The organism is Streptomyces sp. NPDC001858, from assembly GCF_053594615.1.
This window is the reverse complement of the sequence record NZ_JBSFEV010000015.1, coordinates 136364-157004: the sequence shown is the minus strand read 5'-3', so window position 1 is coordinate 157004 and position 20641 is coordinate 136364. Positions and strand designations below refer to the sequence as shown.

The window sequence follows — 20641 nt, the reverse complement described above, 5'->3', positions numbered from 1 at the left end:
TCCCGCCGCGCCCGCGTGCCATGGTTCCGACGGTAGGGGCGGGATGATCAGCGGGACAGATCACGCAGCGAACGCGCCCCCCTGCACTCCCTCGGTTCACTCCGAGCGCCTGCCCGGACGGGTGAATGAAAGCGGGACGTTGGATACACCCTAGGGGTGGGGGAACCGAGGGGGGACCGTGGAGCGGCGGCGCAGCACCACCCCGTGTTCGCCGCTCCACGGGCGGAGTCGAGCAGCCTCAGCCGAAGACGGCCAGGCTCTTCGCCTTGCCCTTCTGTTCCTCCACCAGGGCCAGAAAGCGGTCCTCGGGGTCGAAGACGGCGACGGCGCCCGCGCCCGCGTATTCGTCCGGCATCTCCAGGCGTACGCCGTTGAGGAGCAGCCGGGCGCGCTTGGCGTCCACGTTCCAGCGGGGGAACGCGGCGGTGGCCGCGTCGGCGATCGGCATCACGGTCAGCTCCTGCTGGAGCTGGTCGAGCGTCTTGGCCGAGTCCAGCTTGTAGGGGCCGACGCGGGTGCGGCGCAGCGCGGTGAGATGGCCGCCGACGCCGAGGTCGCCGCCCAGATCGCGGGCGAGCGCGCGGATGTAGGTGCCGGAGGAGCAGACGACGGACACCACCAGGTCGAGGACCGCGGTGCCGTCCGCGGCGACGGCGTCGCGGACGTCGTACACCGAGAAGGAGGAGATGGTGACCGGGCGGGCCGGGATCTCGAAGTCCTCGCCGTCCCGGGCCCGCTTGTAGGAGCGGACGCCGTCGATCTTGATGGCGCTGACCTTGGACGGCACCTGCATGATGGGGCCGCTGAGCTTGGCGATGCCGGCGTCGATCGCGTCCCGGGTGACCTTCGAGGCGTCCGTGGACCCCGTGATCTCGCCCTCCGCGTCGTCGGTCAGGGTCGTCTGACCGAGCCGGATCGTGCCCAGGTACTCCTTCTCGGTGAGCGCGAGGTGCCCGAGGAGCTTGGTGGCCTTCTCGATGCCGAGGACGAGGACGCCCGTGGCCATCGGGTCGAGCGTGCCGGCGTGGCCGACCCGGCGGGTCCTGGCGATCCCCCGCATCTTGGCCACGACGTCGTGCGAAGTGAAGCCCGACGGCTTGTCGACGATGACAAGGCCGTCGGGCGGGGTCTGCTTGTGGTTCATCAGGCGGAGTCGTCCGTCTCGTCCTCGTCGCCGGGCTTCTTGTACGGGTCGGCCCCGCCCGCGTAGCCGGCGCCCGCGGACGCCTCGCGGACCTTCTCGTCGGCGGCTCGCGCCTTGTCGAGGAGGTCGTCGATGGTGCGGGCGTTGTCCGGCAGGGCGTCGGCGACGAAGGCCAGCGTCGGCGTGAACTTCACGCCGGCCGCGCGGCCGACCTCGGAGCGCAGGATGCCCTTGGCGCTCTCCAGGCCGGCGGCCGCCGCGGCCCGCTCCTCGTCGTCCCCGTACACGGTGTAGAAGACGGTCGCCTCCCTGAGGTCGCCCGTCACCCGGGTGTCGGTGATGGTGACGTGGGAGCCGAGCCGCGGGTCCTTGATCCCGCGCTGCAGCTTCTGGGCCACCACCTGCTGGATGAGGTCCGCCAGCCTCTTGGCGCGCGCGTTGTCGGCCACTGGTCCGTCTCCCGTTCTTTCTCTTCTTGCGTTTCTTCTGGTCGGTCAGTCGTCTTCGCCGTGGATGCGGCGTCTGACCGACAGCAGCTCCACTTCGGGGCGGCCTGCGACCAGTCGTTCACACCGGTCCAGTACATCGGTCAGATGCTCCGTGTCACCGGAGATCACGGCGAGGCCGATCCTGGCCCTGCGGTGAAGGTCCTGGTCGTCCACTTCGGCCGCGCTCACCGCGTACTTGCGCTGGAGCTCGGCGACGATGGGACGGACGACGGAGCGCTTCTCCTTCAGCGACCGTATGTCGCCGAGGAGGAGGTCGAAGGACAGAGTCCCCACGTACATGTGTAACCGGTTCACCCGCCGGTACGGGATAGACGGCCCTGCCGCCATGAGACAGGGACATCAAGAACGGTACAACGATCCCGTCGGGCGCTCGACGGAGTTTTTCCTAGTGCATGCCTCGTGCATGCCTCGTGCCTGCGTCCGGTGCGCCGCCGGACGCCGCACCGGCCGACGGGGAGCGATCCCCGCCGGCCGGTGCGAACCTCAGGTGCTTACACCCGCGGCTTCTCGCGCATCTCGTACGTCGCGATGACGTCGTCGATCTTGATGTCGTTGAAGTTGCCGAGGTTGATACCGCCCTCGAACCCTTCGCGGATCTCGGTGACGTCGTCCTTGAAGCGGCGCAGGCCCTCGATGTTGAGGTTCTCCGCGATGACCTTGCCGTCGCGGACGAGGCGTGCCTTGGTGTTGCGCTTGACCTCGCCCGAGCGGATGAGGACACCGGCGATGTTGCCCAGCTTGGACGACTTGAAGACCTCGCGGATCTCCGCCGTACCGAGCTCGAACTCCTCGTACTCCGGCTTCAGCATGCCCTTCAGGGCCGCCTCGATCTCCTCGATCGCCTGGTAGATGACCGAGTAGTAGCGGACGTCCACGCCCTCGCGCTCGGCCATCTGCGCCGCGCGGCCTGCCGCACGGACGTTGAAGCCGATGACGATGGCTTCCGAGCCCATCGCGAGGTCGATGTCGGACTCCGTGACCGCACCGACGCCGCGGTGCAGGACGCGGATGTCGACCTCTTCGCCGACGTCCAGCTGGAGCAGGGAGGACTCGAGGGCCTCCACCGAACCGGAAGCGTCACCCTTGATGATCAGGTTCAGCTGCTGGACCTCGCCGGCCTTGAGCGCGGCGTCCAGGTTCTCCAGGGAGAACCTGCGGGTGCGCTTGGCGAACGCGGCGTTGCGCTCACGGGCCGCACGCTTCTCGGCGATCTGGCGGGCGGTGCGGTCCTCGTCGACGACGAGGAAGTTGTCGCCCGCACCCGGGACGTTGGTCAGGCCCAGGACCTGGACCGGCGTCGACGGGCCGGCCTCGGCGACGTTGTTGCCGTTGTCGTCGAGCATGGCGCGCACGCGGCCGTAGGCGTCGCCCACGACCATGGTGTCGCCGACCCGCAGGGTGCCTCGCTGGACGAGGACCGTCGCCACGGCACCACGGCCGCGGTCGAGACGGGACTCGATCGAGATGCCCTGCGCGTCCTGGCTGGGGTTGGCCCGCAGGTCGAGCGAGGCGTCGGCCGTGAGGATCACGGCCTCCAGCAGCGAGTCGATGTTCAGACCCTGCTTGGCGGAGATGTCGACGAACATGGTGTCGCCGCCGTACTCCTCGGCCACGAGACCGAACTCGGTGAGCTGACCGCGCACCTTGGTCGGGTCCGCGCCCTCGACGTCGATCTTGTTGACCGCGACGACGATCGGGACGTCGGCCGCCTTGGCGTGGTTGAGCGCCTCGACCGTCTGCGGCATGACGCCGTCGTTGGCCGCGACGACCAGGATCGCGATGTCCGTCGACCGGGCACCACGGGCACGCATGGCGGTGAACGCCTCGTGACCCGGGGTGTCGATGAAGGTGATCGCGCGGTCTTCTTCGTTGACCTGGGTCGAGACCTGGTAGGCACCGATGTGCTGGGTGATGCCGCCGGCCTCGCCCGCGATGACGTTCGTCTTGCGGATCGCGTCGAGCAGTCGGGTCTTTCCGTGGTCGACGTGACCCATGACGGTGACGACCGGCGGGCGGACGACCAGGTCGTCCTCGTCGCCTTCGTCCTCGCCGAACTCGATGTCGAAGGACTCGAGCAGCTCGCGGTCCTCCTCCTCGGGGCTGACGATCTGGACCGTGTAGTTCATCTCGCCGGCGAGGACCTCGAGGGTCGCGTCGGAGACGGACTGCGTGGCCGTGACCATCTCGCCGAGGTTCATCATCACCGCGACGAGCGACGCCGGGTTGGCGCCGATCTTCTCGGCGAAGTCGGTGAGGGACGCACCGCGCGACAGGCGAATGGTCTCGCCGTTGCCGCGAGGCAGCATCACGCCGCCGACCGACGGGGCCTGCATGGCCTCGTACTCCTGGCGCCTCTGCCGCTTCGACTTGCGACCGCGACGCGCGGGACCGCCGGGACGACCGAAGGCGCCCTGCGTGCCACCACGGCCACCGGGACCGCCGGGACGACCGCCGAAGCCGGGACGGCCACCGCCGCCGCCGAAGCCGCCGCCACCGCCGCCGGGGCCACCGCCGCCGGGACGACCGGCGAAGCCGCCGCCACCACCCGGACGGGCGCCGCCACCGGCACCCGGACCGCCGGGACGACCGGCGAAGCCGCCGCCGCCACCGGGACGACCGCCGCCGGCCCCGCCGGGACGACCCGCGCCGCCCGGACCGCGGCCGCCGGGGCCGCCGCCGGGACGCGGGCCGGCAGCGGGACGCTGCGGCATCATGCCGGGGTTGGGACGCGGACCGCCGCCGGGACGCGGACCGCCGGGGCCTGCGCCCTGCGGGCGGGGCATGCCGCCCGGAGACGGACGCGCGCCGCCCGGGGACTGCGGACGAGGACCGCCGCCCTGGCCACCGGGGGCCTGCGGACGGGGACCGGCGCCGGGAGCACCCGGGCCGCCGGGACGCGGGGCGCCCTGCGGACGGGGCGCCTGCGGGCGCGCCATGCCGGCGTTGCCGCCGGACGTGAAGGGGTTGTTGCCCGGACGCGGACCGGCCGGACGGGCACCGCCCGGACGAGCGGCGCCGGCGCCGCCGGGACGCTGGCCCTGCGCTGCGGCGGGACGCTGACCGCGGTCACCGCGCTCCCCGCGGTCGCCACGGTCCTGCTGACCCTGACCGGGCGCGGGACGGCCACCGGGACGGGGCGCGCCGGGGCGCGGACCCTGGCCCTGGCCCTGGGGGGCTGCGGCGGCAGGCTTCTGGGCGGCCGGGGCCGACGGCGGAGCGGTGAACTCCGGGGCGGCCGGGGCCGGACGCGGCGCGGGCTTGGGACCCGGCACCGGACGCGGGCCGGAAGCGGCCGGCGCGGGGGCCGAGGCGGCGGCCGGCGCGGCCGGAGCCGCGGGCGTCTGCGCCACGGGAGGCTTGGGGGCGGCCGGCCGCGGAGCAGCCGGGCCCGGACGGGCCGCCTGCGCCGGGGAGGGCGCGCCGGGCCTGGGGGCAGCCTTGCGGGGGGCGGGCTTGCCGCCGCCCTGGAAGGCGTCAGTCAGTTTGCGGACAACGGGCGCTTCGATGGTCGAAGACGCCGAACGGACGAATTCACCGAGTTCCTGGAGCTTGGCCATGACGACCTTGCTCTCCACCCCGAACTCCTTGGCGAGTTCGTATACCCGGACCTTAGCCACTTCGCTCCTTTTAGGTCCGGGTGTGTCCGGACCGTCGCTACTTCATGGGCGTACTCATCGCGTGCTCATCGAGTGCTCATCGCAATCTCGACCTACTTCCAACTCGCGGGGTACCAGAGCCGCACGGAGGTTCCGCGCGACGCCTTCTTACGGTGTTGCCTGTTCGGCAACGGTCGTCTGCTCGACGTACTGGCGCAACGCATTTGTGTCGAGTGCTCCCGGGGCTCGCAAGGCCCTCGTGAACGCTCGGCGGCGTACCGCCTGGTCGAGACAGACCGGGGCGGGGTGCACATACGCACCCCGGCCGGGCAGCGTACCGCGAGGATCGGGGACGCATGCGTCCTTGATCGCCACGATGCGCAGCAGCTCCGTCTTGGCCGCTCGCTCCCGGCACCCCACACAGGTGCGTTCAGGGCATGCTCCGGCGTGCGTCCGGCCAGACACGTCTAAGTCTACCTCCCCGTATCGACCTCACCCCTTTGGGGCAGGGATCGAACGGTTGTTGTCGTGATCTCAGCCCGGGCAGGCCGAGATCTATTCCCCGGACCTACTCGCCGGGCTGTTCGGTGTCCGGACGGATGTCGATCCGCCAGCCGGTCAGCCGGGCGGCGAGCCGGGCGTTCTGCCCTTCCTTGCCGATCGCCAGCGACAGCTGGTAGTCGGGCACGGTCACGCGCGCCGAGCGGGCCGCGAGGTCCACCACCTCGACCTTGGAGACCCGGGCCGGGGACAGCGCGTTCGCCACCATCTCGGCCGGGTCGTCCGACCAGTCGACGATGTCGATCTTCTCGCCGTTCAGCTCGCCCATCACATTGCGCACCCGGCCGCCCATGGGGCCGATGCAGGCGCCCTTGGCGTTCAGCCCGGAACGGGTGGAACGGACGGCGATCTTCGTGCGGTGACCGGCCTCTCGGGCGATCGCGGCGATCTCGACCGAGCCGTCGGCGATCTCCGGCACCTCCAGGGCGAAGAGCTTCTTCACCAGGGCGGGGTGCGTCCGGGAGAGCGTCACGGACGGGCCGCGCACGCCCTTCGCCACCCGGACGACGTACGACCGCAGACGCAGGCCGTGCGTGTAGCTCTCGCCGGGGACCTGCTCCTGCACCGGCAGGATGGCCTCCAGCTTGCCGATGTCCACGAGCACGTTCTTCGGGTCGCGGCCCTGCTGGACCACACCGGTGACGATGTCGCCCTCACGGCCGGCGTACTCGCCGAGCGTCGCGTCGTCCTCGGCGTCGCGCAGGCGCTGCAGGATCACCTGCTTGGCCGTGGTGGCGGCGATACGGCCGAAGTCGGACGGGGTGTCGTCGAACGTGCGGGGCTCCTGCCCCTCCTCGAGGTCCTCGGGGTCCTCCTTCGCCCACACGGTCACATGCCCGGTCTCCCGGTTGAGCTCCACGCGCGCGTGACGGCGGCTTCCCTCGGTGCGGTGGTAGGCGATGAGGAGGGCCGACTCGATCGCCTCGACCAGCAGGTCGAAGGAGATCTCCTTCTCCCGCACCAAGCCCCGCAGGGCACTCATGTCGATGTCCACGGCTACGCCTCCTCTTCCATCTCGTTCTCGTCGTTCTCGTCGGTCTTGCCCTTGCGGTTGAACTCGACCTGCACGCGCGCCTTGTCGATGTCGCCGAAGGCGAGTCTGCGGGCGGTGGCCTTGCGGCCCTTCACGCCCGGCACCTCCAGGTCGAGTCCCTCGTCGTCCACGGTCAGGATCCGGGCGACCAGCTCGCCGCCCTCGGTCAGCTGGAACCGCACCAGCCGGTCGACGGCGCGCACGTAGTGGCGGTGCTCGGTCAGGGCGCGCTCCGCGCCCGGGGTGCCGACTTCGAGGGTGTACTCGCCCTCGCCCATCGCGTCCGTCTCGTCGAGCTTCGCCGAGAGCACACGGCTCACATCGGCGATTGCGTCCAGATCCGCTCCGGTGTCGGAGTCGACGACGACACTCAGCACCCTCTTGCGTCCGACCGAGTCCACGGTGATCTCTTCGAGATCCAGACCCTGGGAGGCGACGAGCGGTTCCAGGAGCTCTCGCAGCCTCTCGCTCTGGGTGGTGCTCATCCGGGTGACTCCTCGGCCGCGTGTGCTGTTGTGGGATGGGGCGCTGTCTGGTCAAAGGGTATCCGGTCGCAGGGTGTGTTGCGGTCCATCCCCGAGCCCGGAGGGCGGCCGGAGCCGCGAACCCACGGTGCCGCTGACCGGTGCGGGAGGGGCGCGCGGGTACGGTGATCACGGGCCCGCCGCCCGTACTGACCGTTGGTGTCTTCCGTCGAGTTCCCGAGGACGTCTGCCGTGCCGTTCCCCCTTCCCAGAAGATCGCTGCTCGCGTCGGCCGCCGGGGCTGCGCTGCTCGTGGGCTGCTCCTCCGGACCCGAGGAGAGCGAGGAGAGCCCGGACGCCGGTCCGTCGGCCGAGGAGCGGGCACGCGCGCGTGGGGCCCAGGACAGCAACGGGCTGCTGGTGCGCTACGACGCCGCCCTCGCCGCCCATCCCGCGCTGGCGGGGCTCCTGGGACCGCTGCGGGCGGAGGTCGCCCGGCATGTGGAGGCGTTCGGGGGCCGCGAGAAGGCTGCTCCGTCAGCCACCGCCACCGCCTCCGCCGCTGCCTCCCCCTCCCCCACGAGCACCGCTTCGGCCGTGCCCGCGACGGAGAAGGACGCGCTGGTCGGGCTGGCCGGCGCCGAGCGGGCGCTGGCCGACCGCAGGGCCGCGGAGCTGGTGGACCTGCCGGGCGAACCGGCCCGGCTGCTGGCCTCGGTGGCGGCGGCCGGCGCGGCCCACGCCTATCTGCTGACGGAGGGGACCCGATGAGCGAGGCGAAGAGCGAGGAGCTGACGGCGCTCCAGGCGGTGCTGGCCGCCGAGCATGCCGTCGTGTACGGGTACGGGGTCGTCGGCGGACGGGTCGGCGAGGGACGGCGCGCCGAGGTGCGGGCCGCCTACGACGCGCATCGGGCGCGCCGGGACGCGCTGGTGCGCGAGGTGCGTGGGCTGGGCGTGGAGCCGGTCGCGGCGAGCGCCGGATACGCGCTGCCGTTCGCGGTGGCGGACTCCGCCGCGGCGGTCCGGCTCGCCGCCGAGTTGGAGGATCGGGTGGCCGGGGTGTACTCCGACCTGGTGCGGGCGGCCGTCGGCGCGCGGCGGGCGGACGCGGCGGCGGCGCTGCGGGAGGCGGCGGTCCGCGCGGCGCGCTGGCGCGGCGGGAGCGTAGCCTTCCCTGGTCTCGCCGAGCGGACGGGGCAGGCGGGGCCGACGGGTACGGATCCGGCCACCGCCTCGGGGACCCCGGCGGCGTAATCGGGACAGGGAAGGGAACGACTCGCGCATGGCTTTCGAACCGCCGCAGCGTCTGGTCAGGGCGCTCGGTGAGACGGCACCGGACGGTGACGGCTGGTTGGAGAAGCTGCCGGAGGCGGCCCGACAGGCCGTCGCTCTACGCGAGTTGACCGTGGACCGGGTGCAGGTGCCGGGCGGCCGGACCAGCCTGGTCCTGCTCGTGCGCCACGCGGACGGGACGCCGGCCGTGCTGAAGCTGGCCCCACCGCGGTTCCGGCCCGAGACCGAGCGGGCCGCGCTGGCGCACTGGGACGGCCTGGGCGCCGTCCAACTGCTGGAGGGACCTCAGCCTCAGCCGCAGGCAGCGGGGGCGGCGGGGGCGCTGTTGCTGGAGCGGCTGCATCCCGATGTGTCGGTGCGGTCGCTGCCGGAGGCGAAGGCGTTGCTGGAGGCGGCGGGGACGTTGCGGCGGCTGTGGGTGGAGCCGCCGGCCGGACATGCGTTCGGGAGTGTGGCCGAGCGGACCGGGCGGCAGGCGGAGGCGATGCGGGCGAGCTCGGACGCGGAGGTCGTCGCCCTCGTGGACGCGGCGCTCGCGGCCCGCGAGGAGTTGCTGGCGTCGGCCCCTGAGCAGCGGTTGCTGCACGGGACGTTCCGGCAGAGCAAGGTGCTGGCGGGTGAGCGGTCGCCGTGGCTGGCCGTGGGGCCGGATCCGGTGGTGGGCGAGTGCGCGTTCGATCTGGCCCGGCTGGTGCGGGATCGGGTGGAGGACCTCATCGCCTCGCCCTCGGGGGCGGCGATCACGCGGCGGCGGGTGCGGAAGCTGGCCGAGTCTCTGGAGTTGGATCAGGAGCGGGTGCGGGGGTGGACGCTTTTCCGGGCCGTGGAGTCGGGGGTGCGGGCGCGCCGGGTCGGGCGGTCTCGGGATGCCGAGCTGTTGCTGGAGTTCGCGGGCTGGTTGTAGCGGGCTGGGCTGTAGGGGGCTGGGCGGTTGCGGTGTCGCGGGCGGGCGGCGCCCCTTTGCCGGAGGTCCCCTTGCCGGAGGTCCCCGCAAAGGGGCGCCGGAGTCCGGCCGACGTGCCTCCCGAGCCTGCCGACCGGAGTCTCACGGGTCGGCCGTGCGTGGTCGGAAGTCGGTGGGCCGGGCGGCGAGCAGGGCGCCCTCCAGGGCCAGCAGCCGGGTGTGCCGGAGGATGTGGGCGGCCCGGTCCGGGTCCCGGGGGCCGTCGCGTTGGAGTTGCCCTGCGGCCGGGTCCTCGTGCGGGACGTGCGCGAACAGCGGGAGGTGGACGGGCGGGAGGCGCCAGGACAGCGGCCGTTCCCCGGCGACGAGCCGCAGCAGGTGCGTGCCGCCCGGTCCCTCGTCGGCGACCGGGGTGATGACGGCGCTCGTCGGGTGCAGCGCGGCCAGCCAGGCCAGGAGGTGCGCCCGGTCGCGGGCGACGCGGCTCAGTTCCCGCTCGTAGGAGTCGGCGTGCCGCTGCCAGCGGGCCAGTTCCCGCCGGCAGTCGTCCAGGTCCCGGGCGAGCCGGTCCGGTGGGTCGGCCGTCCGCAGTCGGCGCAGGAGGGCGGCGGCCGCACGGGCGGCGCGGGGTGGGGGCATCGGGTGCTCCGGTGGCGGTGAACGGGGGTCAGTTCTCGTCCCGCACCGGCGACAACGGCCCCAGGTACGCTTCCACGTTCGCGAGGGAGCATCGCTCGGGTCGGCCGTCGAGGGACAGCAGGGGCATGCCGTCGGGGTTGCGGAAGCCCTGGAAGTACCAGACGTCGCCCTGGGCGTCACGCTGCGGGAGCACCAGGTCGTAGGTCGTGCCGCCGAGCCGGAAGCGTCGTCGCTTCGCGCCGGTCGCGCCCGGCGGCGCGGTGCCGGCTCCGCGGGCCACGACCGTGACCGGGACGCCGTCGCGCTCCCCCACGGCGGTCACCGTGCGGGGGCGGTCGCGCTCGCCGACGGCGGTGACGCCGAAGTACTCGCGCCAGCGGGCCCATTGGGCGTGGTCGTCGACGCGGAGCAGGACCCGCACCCGGTCGCCGTCGACGCGGACGCCGTACGGGCCGGGGTGGTCGCCCAGCCGCCGCTCGATGGCGCGGGCGACCTCGCGGGCGCGGGCGCAGGCGGCGTCCCAGGCCAGCGCCTGCCGCTCCAGTTCGGTGACCGGGTGCGGGGGCCGGGACCAGCCGCCGCCCGGGGTCCGGTGCAGGAGCAGGGCGCGGGCGCGCCGGGGGGCGGCGAGGAGCCGGGCCGATTCCGGGGCGGCGGTCACACCGGCACCGCCTCGGTCACCCAGCGCAGTTGGCGCAGCGCGCGGTAGGTCAGCGTCTTGACGGCGCCGACGCTGCGGCCCATGGCCTGGGCCGTCTCGGCCGGCGTGAGCTCGTCGAGGAAGCGCAGTTCGACGCAGTGCCGTTGGTGGTCGTTGAGCGAGTGCAGCACGGTGCGGACCGTCTCGTGGGCCTCGACGGCCTCCAGTTCGCGCAGGGCGAGCGACTCGGCGGCCCGGCCCGGTTGCCGGAAGTCGTGGAACTCGGCGACGGGGGTCTCCAGCCGGGTGCGGCCGCGGCCCAGTTCGTCGAGGTAGAGGTTCTTGGCGATGGTGATCAGCCAGGCGACGAACGCCGTGCCCTGCCAGGTGTACGCGTCGATGCGGCTGAGAGCGCGGGCGAAGGCGTCCTGGGTCAGGTCCTCCGCCAGATGTCTGTCGCGGGTGCGGACGAACAGGTAGCCGTAGACGACGCGGTAGTGCTCGTCGTACAGGGCGGCGAACGCCTCCCGGTCGCCGGAGCGGGCCCGGGCGACCAGCTCGGGTTCCGGGCGGTCCCCGGGGGTGGCGGTGGTGGTGCGCTTCAGTGCGGGCATGACGGTCTCCCCATCTCCAATATTCATGTAGATGTAGATTCCCGGACGGGACGGCACCCTGTGCGCGTCCGGGATTATCTACAGTCTTCACGTAGATGCATATAGTGTCAAGGCGGTCACGGACCGCGAGGTGAGGGGCGCTCGGACCGCCCCCGGGGAGCACGGGGGCGCACGACGACACCACCGCATCGTCCGTGCTCCGGCGTGCATCCGAAGCTCGTGCCGACGGTCTTCGATCTACTTGCGCATGTAGATATCGATGACCGATCCTCTGAGGCGTGACGAACCAGCAGAGCCTTCCAGGAGACCCGGCCCCCGGCCATGATCCCGAGCGCCGGGACGAGGACCTGGCGGCTCTGCTCGAACGTCTCCTGGCGCAGACCCGGGGAAGGACGCAGAAGGACCTCGCGGCGGAGGCCGGCATCTCGTACCCGACGCTGAACGCGTGGATGAACCGCACCCGCGGCACCTCCCGGGTCGACCCGGAGAAGCTGCGGGCCATGGTCGAGGCGTTCCGGCGCTGGGGCGTGACCACCACGCCGAGGGAGTTCTTCGAGGCGGTGGGCCGCCCCGTGCCCGGTCCCAGCGGGGACGAGCGCGAGGCCCGGCTGCTGAAGCTGTACCGGCAATTGCCGGAGTCACGGCAGCGGGCCCTGCTCAAGGACGCCGAGGCGATGCTTCAGGTCAGCCGTATCACCTGAGACGGCCCCCGCGTTACGGATGAATATGACGAAAACCCCCACAGTCCCGGCGGCCATCGGTACCATCAGTCAGCCGCTGGCCTCCCGGAGCGGATTTCTGCGTGTTGTGGCGCATCCCTGGGGAGACTTCTGTGTGCATCCACCTTTGTATGGCAGACGATCTGCCGAGAATCGCGGTCTGGGACCCGGACGAGGTCAGCATCCGCGTGGCCAGGGGTTTCCAGGTCCGCGACGTGCTCCGGGAGGTCCGGGACATCCTCACGATCGATCTGGGTGCGCCCGCGTCGCGCGGCGATCTGCTCATGTGCTTCTGCGGCATGCGGGTGGAGATCCCGTGTGAACTCGCCGCCTCCCGCGGTGTCGCGGTGGAGGTCGGCTGACCCGCCGTCAGCCGTCCTGTGCCGGAGCGAGCCTGAGGGCGAGCACCGGGCAGTCGGCGGCGGCCCGGCGGGCCCGCTTCGCGGTCCGCGCGGGGACGGGGGCGCCGTCGACGACCGGGTAGCCCCACTCGTCCAGGGTGATGTGTTCCGGGAGGAAGTCCGCGCAGAGGCCGTGGCCCCGGCAGGACGTCCAGTCGATGTCGAGACGCTGGGCCGTGCTCATGATCGGCTCTCCTGGGGTACCGGCAGCAGGGGGGTTCGGTCGGTCGCGGTGCAGCGGCCCCGGGCGTGGGCGTCGACCTCGGCGGCGAAGGTCGTCAGCGCGCTGCGGACCAGGCGGACGGTGCCGTCGGGGTGGTGGCAGGCCCCTCGCCCCTCGACCAGGCCCGACCAGCGGGCGAGGTCGGCGCGGACCGTGCCCTGCGGGCCGGGGGCGGCCAGGGTGCGGAAGGCGGTGGCGATGCGGGGCAGACCGTTGAGGCAGGGACCGCACTGGCCGGCCGACTGCAGCGCGAGGTAGCGCAGGACGCGGGCGGTCTCGGCGAGGCCGCAGCGGTCGACCGGCAGCGCGGCGAGTACTCCGGCCCCCAAGCAGCCGGAGTCCAGGGTGAGTTGCGCGGCCTCGGGGGCCGGGATCCAGGTGCCGTGGTAGCCGCCGACGAGGACCGCCTGGACGCCCTCCAGGGGCAGCACCCGTCCGATGGGCAGCCCGTAGGGGGCCTCCACCACCCGGGGTTCGCGGCCCGGCACATGGATCGTGCACAGGACGCTGCCGGGCTGGGCCGGGGTGCCCGCCGTGCGGTACCAGTCGGCGCCGTAGCGGGCGACCAGCGCGAGGTGGGCCAGGGTCTCCACGTTCTGCACGAGGGTCGGGGCCCGGTGCACCCCGCGTTCACGGACCGGCGGGCGCTGGTGCGTGGGCAGGGCCGGCCCGCCGGAGACGTACCGGGCGAGGGCGGAGGCCTGGCCGGACAGGAACGACTTGGGCAGCCGGACGACCTTCACGGGCAGCGGGTCCGCGGTGCGCTGGACGAGGGCGGATTCCAGCCAGGTCGCGCCGTCCTCGACGGCGATGCAGGCCTCCCCCGCGCCGATCGCCCGCGCCGCTGTCTGGAGGCCGTCCAGGACGAGGTGGGGGGACAGCCGCAGCAGGGTCTTGTCCTTGTGGCTGGCCGGTTCGCCCTCGGCGCCGTTGGCCACGACCACCGGCGCGCGGCCGGTGCGCCGCCCGGCCTCGGCGACGGCGACGAGCTTGCGGTACGTCGGGAAGCCCGCGCCGCCGCGGCCGGTGAGGCCGGACTCGGCGACCGTGCGCAGCACGCTCTCGGGGTCGCCGAAGGCCAGGGAGCCGTAGCGCTGGTGGTGGGCGGCGAGGTCGGCGGGGGCACCGCCGGGGGCGAGGAGCCGAGGGGGCATGTACAGGTCCGGGAAGGTCGCGGTCACGGTCGGGCTCCTTCGGCGGTGCGCAGGAGGGCGGCGGGGGTCCGGCGGGCGACGCGGGCGGCGTGCGCGAGCCGGGCGGCGAAGGCGGCGACCGCGGTGGCGACGCAGGCCGCGGTCAGCCAGGTCATCCAGTCGGCGCCGGTGTCCGTGCCGATGCCGATGCCGTGCACGAGGGCGACCGGCCAGGAGGCGTACGCCAGCCAGTGGACGGCCCGCCAGGTGCGGTGGCCGAGGCGCTCGCGCAGCAGGCTGGTGACGAGGACGGCCAGCATCAGGTCGAAGGCGACCGTGCCGAGGCCCAGCCAGAGGGGCTGGTAGTCGGAGACGAACGGGACCAGGGCGTCGACGACCGTGATGTCCACATAGCCGTCCACGATCGCCGTCGTGATGTGCAGGGCCAGGAAGGCGGTCGCGGAGAGCGACAGCGTGCGGTGCAGGCTCATCGTGCCGAAGCGTGGCAGCCCGGGAACGCGGGCTCTGAGCCGCACCGCGACCCCGAGCAGGACGACGACCGTGAAGAGGACGAGGCAGACGGCGCCGGTGGCCCGGTTGGCGTACCAGAGGGTCTCGGAGGTCACGCGGCCGCTCCCCGCGCCGGGTCGGTCGGCCAGCCCGGCGTGGTGACGACCAGGCCGTCCTGGCTCACCAGCCGGGCCGGCAGGCCGAGCCGGGTCAGCCGGCGTTCCGCGCCCGCGCCCTTGACCAGGGCGGCCGTGGTCGCCGTGTTGGCGTCGGCGCAGCTGCGGGCGGCGACCGAGACCGTGCGCCACGGGGTGCGGACCGGGAGGCCGGTGCGGGGGTCGACGATGTGGTGCAGGTCGTGGCCGCCGCGGCGCCAGTTGCGGGCCGCGGTGCCGGAGGTCGCGAGGCCCCCGCTGTGCAGGCCCACCGAGTCGTACGGGCCCTCGGCGGGCGTCTCGTCGACGGGTCCCGTGACGTCCTGGACGCGGATCTGCCAGCCGCCCGCCGGGGCCGCCCCCGCGACGGCCGTGTCGCCGCCCAGACTCACCAGCACTCCGCAGCCGGCCGCCGCGGCCAGCGTCCGGACGGCACGGTCGGCGGCCCAGGCCTTGGCGGTGGCGCCCAGATCGAGGCGGACGCCCTCGGGGACGGTCACCGTGCCGGTCGCGCGGTCGAGGTCCACGGTGCGCCAGCCGGGGATGCGCCGGACCGTGAGCCGGACCGGACGGTCGTCCTCGCGGACGAGCCGGAAGTCGCGGTCGTAGCCGATGGCGTCCATCGCGGAGCCGACGGTGGGGTCCACGGCGCCGTCGGTGGCCTCGGCCGCGCGCAGGGCCACGTCGAGGGCCTCGGCGAGCAGCGGGCTGACCCGGACCGGGCGGCCCGCGGCGGTGTCGAGGGCGGCCAGCTCGGAGTCGGCGCGGAAGCGGCTGCAGGCCGCGTCGACCTCGGCGAGGTGCCGGGCGAGGAGCAGGTTGCAGGACTCCAGCAGGGCCGGGTCGGTGACGACCACGCGGACGGTGGTCCCCAGCGCCCGCCACTCCGCGGCGGCCGTGGTGCGGGACTCGGGCGAGGTGCGCAGCGCGGTGCTCATCACGACGCTCCCGACGTGGAGTCGGTGGAACCGCCGGATGAGGAGGACGAGGGCGAGGTGAGGCCGCTGTCCGAGCTGGTCGAGCTGTCCGAGCTGGTCGAGTCGTCGGTGCCGGTCGAGTCGTCGGTGCTGGTGCCGGTGTCGCTGTCGGTGCTGGCGTCGCTGTCGGTGGACGTCGTGCTGTCGGTGGACGAGCTGCTCGTGCTGGAGCTGCTGCTCGCCGTCGTGGTGGCGTCCGCCTGCATCGTGCCGACCAGGGCGAACACCCCGGCCGCCGCGGCCAGCGTCACGGCCGCGGCGAAGGCCGCCGTACGCCGTACGCCTGTGCGGACCGCCGCCGCGGCCCCCCGTTCGTCTTCTCTGGTCGCCATGACCGTTCCCCTCCCTAGTGACGCTCTGTCACGCACTACGGTCGGGGAACGGCCTGAGAGAAGTCTGTGAGCTCCCTTTATTCTCCCAGAGACGTTTCTGAGGAGTTCCTTCAGACGGTCACGCGGTCAGGCGGTCACGCGGTCAGGCGGGCGATCGCCTCGTCCACCGTGAGCTCCTCGCGCTCGCCGGTCCTGCGGTCCTTCAGTTCCAGGACGCCCTCGGCGGAGCGGCGGCCCGCGACCAGGATCTTCGGCACGCCCATCAGCTCGGAGTCGGTGAACTTCACGCCCGGGGAGACGCCGGCCCGGTCGTCGACCAGGACGCGCAGACCGGCCGCGCGCAGCTTCTCGGAGACGTCGAGCGCCAGCTCGGTCTGCAGGGCCTTGCCCGCGGCGACGACGTGCACATCGGCCGGGGCGACCTCGGCGGGCCAGCACAGGCCCTTGTCGTCGGCGGTCTGCTCGGCGAGGGCGGCGACCGCGCGGGAGACGCCGATGCCGTAGGAGCCCATGGTCACGCGGACCGGCTTGCCGTTCTGGCCGAGGACGTCGAGCTTCAGCGCGTCCGCGTACTTGCGGCCCAGCTGGAAGATGTGGCCGATCTCGATGGCGCGGTCCAGCTTGAGGCCGGTGCCGCAGTTCGGGCAGGGGTCGCCCTCCTGGACGACGACGACGTCCACGTATGCGTCGACCTCGAAGTCACGGCCCGCGACGACGTTCTTCGCGTGCGTGCCCTCCTTGTTGGCGCCCGTGATCCAGGAAGTACCGGGGGCCACCCGCGGGTCGGCGAGGTACGTGACCTTCTCGCCCAGGCCCTGCGGGCCGACGTAGCCGCGGACCAGGTCGGGGCGGCCCACGAAGTCCTCGGCGGTGACCAGCTCGACGGCGGCCGGGGCGAAGTGCGCCTCGACCTTGCCGAGGTCGACCTCGCGGTCGCCGGGGACGCCGACGGCCACGATCTCGCCGTCGACCTTCACGAGGAGGTTCTTGAGGGTGTCGGCGGCCTGCACGCCGAGGTGGGCGGCGAGGGTCTCGATGGTGGGGGTGTCCGGGGTCGGGATCTCCTCGAGCGCGGGGACCGCGGAGCCGTCCACCGGCTTCAGTTCGTACGTGATCGCCTCGGTGTTCGCCGCGAAGTCGCAAGTAGGGCAGTCCGCGAAGGTGTCCTCGCCGGCCTCGGCCGGGGCCAGGAACTCCTCCGACTTCGAGCCGCCCATCGCGCCCGCCGTGGCGGCGCAGATGCGGTAGTCGAGGCCGAGGCGCGCGAACACCTTCTGGTAGGCCTCGCGGTGCAGGGCGTAGGACTTCGCGAGGCCCTCGTCCTCGGTGTCGAAGGAGTAGGAGTCCTTCATCAGGAACTCGCGGCCGCGCAGGATGCCGGCGCGGGGGCGGGCCTCGTCACGGAACTTCGTCTGGATCTGGTAGAGGATGACCGGCAGGTCCTTGTAGGAGGACGCCTGGTCTTTCACGATCAGCGTGAAGATCTCCTCGTGCGTCGGGCCGAGGAGGTAGTCGCCGCCCTTGCGGTCGTTCAGACGGAACAGCTCCGGGCCGTACTCGTCCCAGCGGCCGGTCGCCTCGTAGGGCTCGCGGGGCAGCAGGGCCGGGAGCGACACCTCCTGGGCGCCGATCGCGTCCATCTCCTCACGGACGATCCGCTCGACGTTGGCCAGGACCTTCTTGCCGAGCGGCAGCCAGGACCAGATGCCGGCCGCGGTGCGGCGGACGTAGCCGGCGCGCACGAGGAGCTTGTGGCTGAGCACCTCGGCGTCCGCAGGGTCGTCGCGCAGCGTCTTCGCCATCAACTGGGACATGCGCTGGACCGGTGCGTTCGCCATGTTCTCGTACTCCTGCTGGGTACCTGCTGGGTCAAGGGTGATGGCTAGGAGGTTAGCCGGGAGCGCGGCATGCCCGGAAATCCGTTATGCACGGCGCAGGAGCGGGAGCGCCGCGCCCATCACCGCGTACGGGCGCGGGGCGCTGGGGAAGAGGACCCTGCGGGCCAGGTCCTGGTAGCCCAGAGCGTGGTAGAGGGCCCGGGCGGGGCTGTCCGAGTCGATCGCGGAGAGGATCGAGCGGGGCTCGGTCGCGGTGTCGGTGATCGTGGTGATCAGCGCCCGGCCCGCGCCGCGGTTCTGGAAGACGGGGTGGACGTGCAGCTCCGTGATCACGAAGGAGTCGTCCAGCCAGTGCTCGTTGCCCTGGGCCCGGAGGTAGGGCTGGACGACGGTGGACCACCAGTGGGTGCGGTCGTTGGGCATGCCGTACACGAAGCCGATCAGCCGGCCCTCGGGGGTCGTCGCGCCCAAGGCGCGCGCGCCCGGGTTCGTCATGTGGCGCAGGACGATCTGGCGTCTGACGGCCACTTCGTCGGGGCCCAGTCCGAAGGCGACGGCCTGGACTGCGAGGGCCTCGTCCACATGCGCGGGGAGGTCCAAGGGGCCGATGACGAGGTCCATGGCGGGGAGCCTACAGGGGGCTAAAAGAGCACGCTCATGAATGCGCCGACCTCCTGGAACCCCACTCTCCGGTAGGTCCGGCGCGCCGCCGTGTTGAAGTCGTTCACATAGAGGCTCACCGTCGGGGCGATGTCCGCCAGGGCGTAGCGCAGGATCGCCGCCATGCCGGGGGCCGCCAGGCCCTGGCCGCGGTACTCCGGGGCCACCCACACGCCCTGGATCTGGCAGGCCTGCGAGGTCGCCGCGCCGATCTCCGCCTTGAAGACGACCCTGCCCCGGTCGTCGAGCCGGGCGAACGAGCGGCCCGAGCCGACGAGTTCGGCGACCCGCGCCTGGTAGAGGAGACCGCCGTCGCCCGCCATCGGGGAGACGCCGACCTCCTCGGTGAACATCGCCACGCACGCCGGCATGATCGTGTCCATCTCGTCCTTGCGGATGCGGCGGACGTAGGGATCCGGGGCGATGTCGGCGGGCATGCGGTCGGTGACCATGAGGGGCTGCCGGGTGCGGATCTCGCGGGCCGGGCCCCAGTGGGTCTCCAGCAGGCGCCAGAGCTGGGTCGTCGGCTCGGCGGGGCCGACGATCGAGGAGCAGCGGCGGCCGGCCCGGCGGGCGCGGTCCGCGAAGGCGCGGACGGCGCGGGGGGTGGCGCAGATCGGGACCAGGTTGGCGCCGGCGTAGCAGAGGGACGTCAGCATGCCGTCCTCGTACCAGCCCCACATCTCGCCGCCGAGCCGCCAGGGGTCGAGGCCCGCGACCTGCACGCGGGAGGTCACGAAGGCGTTGGCTACGGGCTCGCGGTCGAGGACGGCGAGCGCGGCGTCCAGGTCGCTCGGTTCGAGGACCCGGGAGGTCGTCTGGGTCAACACGCGCGGGGCCTCACACTCAGGTCAGCTGATCCCCGCACTTTACCTGCGGAAGCTTTTGGGTGCCGCCCCGTGTTCTGGTTACCGGGGGTTGGTGCTCAGCGTCGGCTGGTGGTGCCGTGGCTGGGGGCTGCCGCCCCCAGACCCCCGCTGTCGGCCTGAACGGCCTCGTCCTCAAACGCCGGACGGGCTGGATTTCCTGGACCCTCGCTGCAAAGTGCCGTCCCGCTCTTGTCCTCAAACGCCGGACGGGCTGGTAGGTCAGCCTGCTACCGATACCGACGGTTCGCCCGACGGGACGCCGTCGGCTTCCATCAGTTCGGCCAGTTTCATTGCTTCCTCGATCAGGGTTTCGACGATCTTGGACTCCGGGACGGTCTTGATGACCTCGCCCTTGACGAAGATCTGGCCCTTGCCGTTGCCGGAGGCTACGCCGAGGTCGGCCTCTCGGGCCTCGCCGGGGCCGTTGACGACGCAGCCCATGACGGCCACGCGGAGGGGGACCTCCATGCCGGTGAGGCCTGCGGTGACCTCTTCGGCCAGCTTGTAGACGTCGACCTGGGCGCGGCCGCAGGACGGGCAGGAGACGATCTCCAGGCCGCGCTGCTTGAGGTTCAGGGACTCCAGGATCTGGTTGCCGACCTTGACCTCTTCGACGGGGGGCGCGCTCAGCGAGACGCGGATCGTGTCGCCGATGCCCTGGGAGAGGAGGGCGCCGAAGGCCACCGCCGACTTGATGGTGCCCTGGAAGGCCGGGCCCGCCTCGGTGACGCCCAGGTGGAGGGGGTAGTCGCTCTGGGCGGCGAGCTGGCGGTACGCCTCGATCATGATCACCGGGTCGTTGTGCTTGACCGAGATCTTGATGTCGTGGAAGTCGTGCTCCTCGAAGAGGGACGCCTCCCACAGGGCGGACTCGACGAGCGCCTCGGGCGTCGCCTTGCCGTACTTCTGGAGCAGGCGGCGGTCCAGCGAACCGGCGTTGACCCCGATGCGGATCGGGGTGCGGTGCTCGTTCGCCGCCTTGGCGATCTCCTTGACCTTGTCGTCGAACTGCTTGATGTTGCCGGGGTTCACCCGGACCGCAGCGCAGCCCGCCTCGATGGCGGCGAAGACGTACTTCGGCTGGAAGTGGATGTCCGCGATCACCGGGATCTGGGACTTGCGGGCGATCGTCGCGAGGGCGTCCGCGTCGTCCTGGGTGGGGCAGGCCACGCGGACGATCTGGCAGCCGGACGCCGTCAGCTCGGCGATCTGCTGGAGCGTCGCGCCGATGTCGGACGTGCGGGTCGTGGTCATCGACTGGACCGAGACCGGGGCGTCCCCGCCCACCGCCACGGATCCGACCTGGATCTGGCGGCTCTTCCGGCGCTCGGCAACCCTGGTCGGAACGGACGGCATGCCGAGAGAAATCGCAGTCATCTGCTGTGCAACCCCAAGTCGTGGATCAAGGCCCAGGTCCCGTCTGTG

The 20641-nt window shown here is 72.5% G+C and carries 24 protein-coding genes; 6 read left to right on the top strand and 18 right to left on the bottom strand.

What is annotated here, in order from left to right; translation table 11 throughout:
* Nucleotides 1-238: 238 nt before the first annotated feature.
* The 7 genes from truB to rimP form a co-directional block, all read right to left on the bottom strand.
* The gene (truB, locus tag ACWCPF_RS22520; RefSeq protein ID WP_451046838.1) at nt 239-1144 is read right to left on the bottom strand and encodes a tRNA pseudouridine(55) synthase TruB; all 906 of its coding nucleotides are present in this window, start codon (nt 1142-1144) and stop codon (nt 239-241) included.
* Nucleotides 1144-1593: a 30S ribosome-binding factor RbfA gene (rbfA, locus tag ACWCPF_RS22515; protein ID WP_079659156.1), complete on the bottom strand. Its 450-nt coding sequence runs from the start codon at nt 1591-1593 to the stop codon at nt 1144-1146. The genes truB and rbfA overlap by 1 nt, the downstream gene beginning before the upstream one ends.
* 45 nt (nt 1594-1638) lie before the next feature.
* On the bottom strand, nt 1639-1932 hold the full coding sequence (locus ACWCPF_RS22510) for a DUF503 domain-containing protein (protein WP_451046837.1): 294 nt from the start codon (nt 1930-1932) through the stop codon (nt 1639-1641).
* 212 nt (nt 1933-2144) lie between these two features.
* Entirely contained in the window at nt 2145-5270 is a 3126-nt protein-coding gene (gene infB, locus ACWCPF_RS22505; protein ID WP_451046836.1) for a translation initiation factor IF-2, read from the bottom strand.
* A gap of 147 nt (nt 5271-5417) precedes the next feature.
* Entirely contained in the window at nt 5418-5714 is a 297-nt protein-coding gene (locus tag ACWCPF_RS22500) for a YlxR family protein (RefSeq protein ID WP_451046835.1), read from the bottom strand.
* Nucleotides 5715-5817: 103 nt separating this feature from the next.
* Nucleotides 5818-6804, bottom strand: coding sequence for a transcription termination factor NusA (gene nusA, locus ACWCPF_RS22495; protein WP_451046834.1), 987 nt, complete (start codon nt 6802-6804; stop codon nt 5818-5820).
* Nucleotides 6805-6806: 2 nt separating this feature from the next.
* Nucleotides 6807-7328 (bottom strand): ribosome maturation factor RimP, encoded by a 522-nt coding sequence (gene rimP, locus ACWCPF_RS22490; RefSeq protein WP_451046833.1) that lies wholly within the window; start codon nt 7326-7328, stop codon nt 6807-6809.
* Nucleotides 7329-7559: 231 nt separating this feature from the next.
* Here rimP and ACWCPF_RS22485 point away from each other — a divergent pair, with 231 nt between their 5' ends.
* Genes ACWCPF_RS22485 through ACWCPF_RS22475 form a run of 3 tightly spaced genes read left to right on the top strand, consistent with a single transcriptional unit; the run spans nt 7560 to nt 9506 of the window.
* The gene (locus tag ACWCPF_RS22485; protein ID WP_451046832.1) at nt 7560-8078 is read left to right on the top strand and encodes a hypothetical protein; all 519 of its coding nucleotides are present in this window, start codon (nt 7560-7562) and stop codon (nt 8076-8078) included.
* Nucleotides 8075-8563: a DUF4439 domain-containing protein gene (locus tag ACWCPF_RS22480; RefSeq protein ID WP_451046831.1), complete on the top strand. Its 489-nt coding sequence runs from the start codon at nt 8075-8077 to the stop codon at nt 8561-8563. Before ACWCPF_RS22485 ends, ACWCPF_RS22480 begins: the two co-directional genes overlap by 4 nt.
* A 28-nt stretch (nt 8564-8591) precedes the next feature.
* Entirely contained in the window at nt 8592-9506 is a 915-nt protein-coding gene (locus ACWCPF_RS22475; RefSeq protein WP_451046830.1) for an aminoglycoside phosphotransferase family protein, read from the top strand.
* A 141-nt stretch (nt 9507-9647) separates the two neighbouring features.
* Here ACWCPF_RS22475 and ACWCPF_RS22470 read toward each other — a convergent pair whose 3' ends face one another.
* The 3 genes from ACWCPF_RS22470 to ACWCPF_RS22460 are packed head-to-tail and all read right to left on the bottom strand — an operon-like array spanning nt 9648 to nt 11399.
* Nucleotides 9648-10145 (bottom strand): hypothetical protein, encoded by a 498-nt coding sequence (locus ACWCPF_RS22470; RefSeq protein ID WP_451046829.1) that lies wholly within the window; start codon nt 10143-10145, stop codon nt 9648-9650.
* A gap of 28 nt (nt 10146-10173) precedes the next feature.
* Complete coding sequence (locus tag ACWCPF_RS22465) at nt 10174-10806, bottom strand: BN159_2729 family protein (protein ID WP_451046828.1); 633 nt, start codon at nt 10804-10806, stop codon at nt 10174-10176.
* Nucleotides 10803-11399, bottom strand: a complete 597-nt coding sequence (locus ACWCPF_RS22460; protein WP_451046827.1) for an RNA polymerase sigma factor — start codon at nt 11397-11399, stop codon at nt 10803-10805. Before ACWCPF_RS22460 ends, ACWCPF_RS22465 begins: the two co-directional genes overlap by 4 nt.
* 278 nt (nt 11400-11677) lie before the next feature.
* On the opposite strand from ACWCPF_RS22460, the gene ACWCPF_RS22455 reads away from it, so the two are divergent.
* Both ACWCPF_RS22455 and ACWCPF_RS22450 read left to right on the top strand, forming a co-directional pair.
* On the top strand, nt 11678-12100 hold the full coding sequence (locus tag ACWCPF_RS22455) for a helix-turn-helix domain-containing protein (protein WP_451046826.1): 423 nt from the start codon (nt 11678-11680) through the stop codon (nt 12098-12100).
* A 149-nt stretch (nt 12101-12249) separates the two neighbouring features.
* Nucleotides 12250-12480, top strand: coding sequence for a hypothetical protein (locus tag ACWCPF_RS22450; RefSeq protein ID WP_451046825.1), 231 nt, complete (start codon nt 12250-12252; stop codon nt 12478-12480).
* A 7-nt stretch (nt 12481-12487) separates the two neighbouring features.
* Here ACWCPF_RS22450 and ACWCPF_RS22445 read toward each other — a convergent pair whose 3' ends face one another.
* The 4 genes from ACWCPF_RS22445 to ACWCPF_RS22430 are packed head-to-tail and all read right to left on the bottom strand — an operon-like array spanning nt 12488 to nt 15478.
* On the bottom strand, nt 12488-12703 hold the full coding sequence (locus tag ACWCPF_RS22445) for a ferredoxin (protein ID WP_451046824.1): 216 nt from the start codon (nt 12701-12703) through the stop codon (nt 12488-12490).
* Nucleotides 12700-13923 (bottom strand): NADH-ubiquinone oxidoreductase-F iron-sulfur binding region domain-containing protein, encoded by a 1224-nt coding sequence (locus tag ACWCPF_RS22440; RefSeq protein WP_451046823.1) that lies wholly within the window; start codon nt 13921-13923, stop codon nt 12700-12702. Before ACWCPF_RS22440 ends, ACWCPF_RS22445 begins: the two co-directional genes overlap by 4 nt.
* The gene (locus ACWCPF_RS22435; RefSeq protein WP_451046822.1) at nt 13920-14501 is read right to left on the bottom strand and encodes a ferric reductase-like transmembrane domain-containing protein; all 582 of its coding nucleotides are present in this window, start codon (nt 14499-14501) and stop codon (nt 13920-13922) included. The genes ACWCPF_RS22440 and ACWCPF_RS22435 overlap by 4 nt, the downstream gene beginning before the upstream one ends.
* On the bottom strand, nt 14498-15478 hold the full coding sequence (locus ACWCPF_RS22430) for an FAD:protein FMN transferase (RefSeq protein WP_451046821.1): 981 nt from the start codon (nt 15476-15478) through the stop codon (nt 14498-14500). The genes ACWCPF_RS22435 and ACWCPF_RS22430 overlap by 4 nt, the downstream gene beginning before the upstream one ends.
* Before the next feature lie 15 nt (nt 15479-15493).
* On the opposite strand from ACWCPF_RS22430, the gene ACWCPF_RS22425 reads away from it, so the two are divergent.
* Complete coding sequence (locus ACWCPF_RS22425; RefSeq protein ID WP_451046820.1) at nt 15494-15919, top strand: hypothetical protein; 426 nt, start codon at nt 15494-15496, stop codon at nt 15917-15919.
* A 64-nt stretch (nt 15920-15983) separates the two neighbouring features.
* On the opposite strand, the gene ACWCPF_RS22420 is transcribed toward ACWCPF_RS22425, so the two are convergent.
* From ACWCPF_RS22420 to ispG, 4 genes are all read right to left on the bottom strand, one after another.
* A complete protein-coding gene (locus ACWCPF_RS22420; protein ID WP_451046819.1) occupies nt 15984-17687 on the bottom strand; it encodes a proline--tRNA ligase in 1704 nt (567 codons plus the stop codon).
* Between the two features lie 84 nt (nt 17688-17771).
* On the bottom strand, nt 17772-18308 hold the full coding sequence (locus ACWCPF_RS22415; protein ID WP_451046818.1) for a GNAT family N-acetyltransferase: 537 nt from the start codon (nt 18306-18308) through the stop codon (nt 17772-17774).
* Between the two features lie 20 nt (nt 18309-18328).
* Nucleotides 18329-19177, bottom strand: coding sequence for a GNAT family N-acetyltransferase (locus tag ACWCPF_RS22410; RefSeq protein WP_451046817.1), 849 nt, complete (start codon nt 19175-19177; stop codon nt 18329-18331).
* Nucleotides 19178-19435: 258 nt separating this feature from the next.
* Complete coding sequence (ispG, locus tag ACWCPF_RS22405) at nt 19436-20593, bottom strand: flavodoxin-dependent (E)-4-hydroxy-3-methylbut-2-enyl-diphosphate synthase (protein ID WP_451046816.1); 1158 nt, start codon at nt 20591-20593, stop codon at nt 19436-19438.
* Between the last annotated feature and the right edge of the window lie 48 nt (nt 20594-20641).

Bases quoted from the DNA above. Each gene is read 5' to 3' on its own strand.
- ACWCPF_RS22450 (WP_451046825.1), top strand. From the start codon at position 12,250: ATGGCAGACGATCTGCCGAGAATCGCGGTCTGGGACCCGGACGAGGTC.
- ACWCPF_RS22475 (WP_451046830.1), top strand. From the start codon at position 8,592: ATGGCTTTCGAACCGCCGCAGCGTCTGGTCAGGGCGCTCGGTGAGACG.
- ACWCPF_RS22480 (WP_451046831.1), top strand. From the start codon at position 8,075: ATGAGCGAGGCGAAGAGCGAGGAGCTGACGGCGCTCCAGGCGGTGCTG.
- ispG (WP_451046816.1), bottom strand. From the start codon at position 20,593: ATGACTGCGATTTCTCTCGGCATGCCGTCCGTTCCGACCAGGGTTGCC.
- ACWCPF_RS22415 (WP_451046818.1), bottom strand. From the start codon at position 18,308: ATGGACCTCGTCATCGGCCCCTTGGACCTCCCCGCGCATGTGGACGAG.
- ACWCPF_RS22460 (WP_451046827.1), bottom strand. From the start codon at position 11,399: ATGCCCGCACTGAAGCGCACCACCACCGCCACCCCCGGGGACCGCCCG.
- ACWCPF_RS22430 (WP_451046821.1), bottom strand. From the start codon at position 15,478: ATGAGCACCGCGCTGCGCACCTCGCCCGAGTCCCGCACCACGGCCGCC.
- ACWCPF_RS22420 (WP_451046819.1), bottom strand. From the start codon at position 17,687: ATGGCGAACGCACCGGTCCAGCGCATGTCCCAGTTGATGGCGAAGACG.
- rimP (WP_451046833.1), bottom strand. From the start codon at position 7,328: ATGAGCACCACCCAGAGCGAGAGGCTGCGAGAGCTCCTGGAACCGCTC.
- ACWCPF_RS22470 (WP_451046829.1), bottom strand. From the start codon at position 10,145: ATGCCCCCACCCCGCGCCGCCCGTGCGGCCGCCGCCCTCCTGCGCCGA.
- ACWCPF_RS22510 (WP_451046837.1), bottom strand. From the start codon at position 1,932: ATGTACGTGGGGACTCTGTCCTTCGACCTCCTCCTCGGCGACATACGG.
- ACWCPF_RS22445 (WP_451046824.1), bottom strand. From the start codon at position 12,703: ATGAGCACGGCCCAGCGTCTCGACATCGACTGGACGTCCTGCCGGGGC.
- truB (WP_451046838.1), bottom strand. From the start codon at position 1,144: ATGAACCACAAGCAGACCCCGCCCGACGGCCTTGTCATCGTCGACAAG.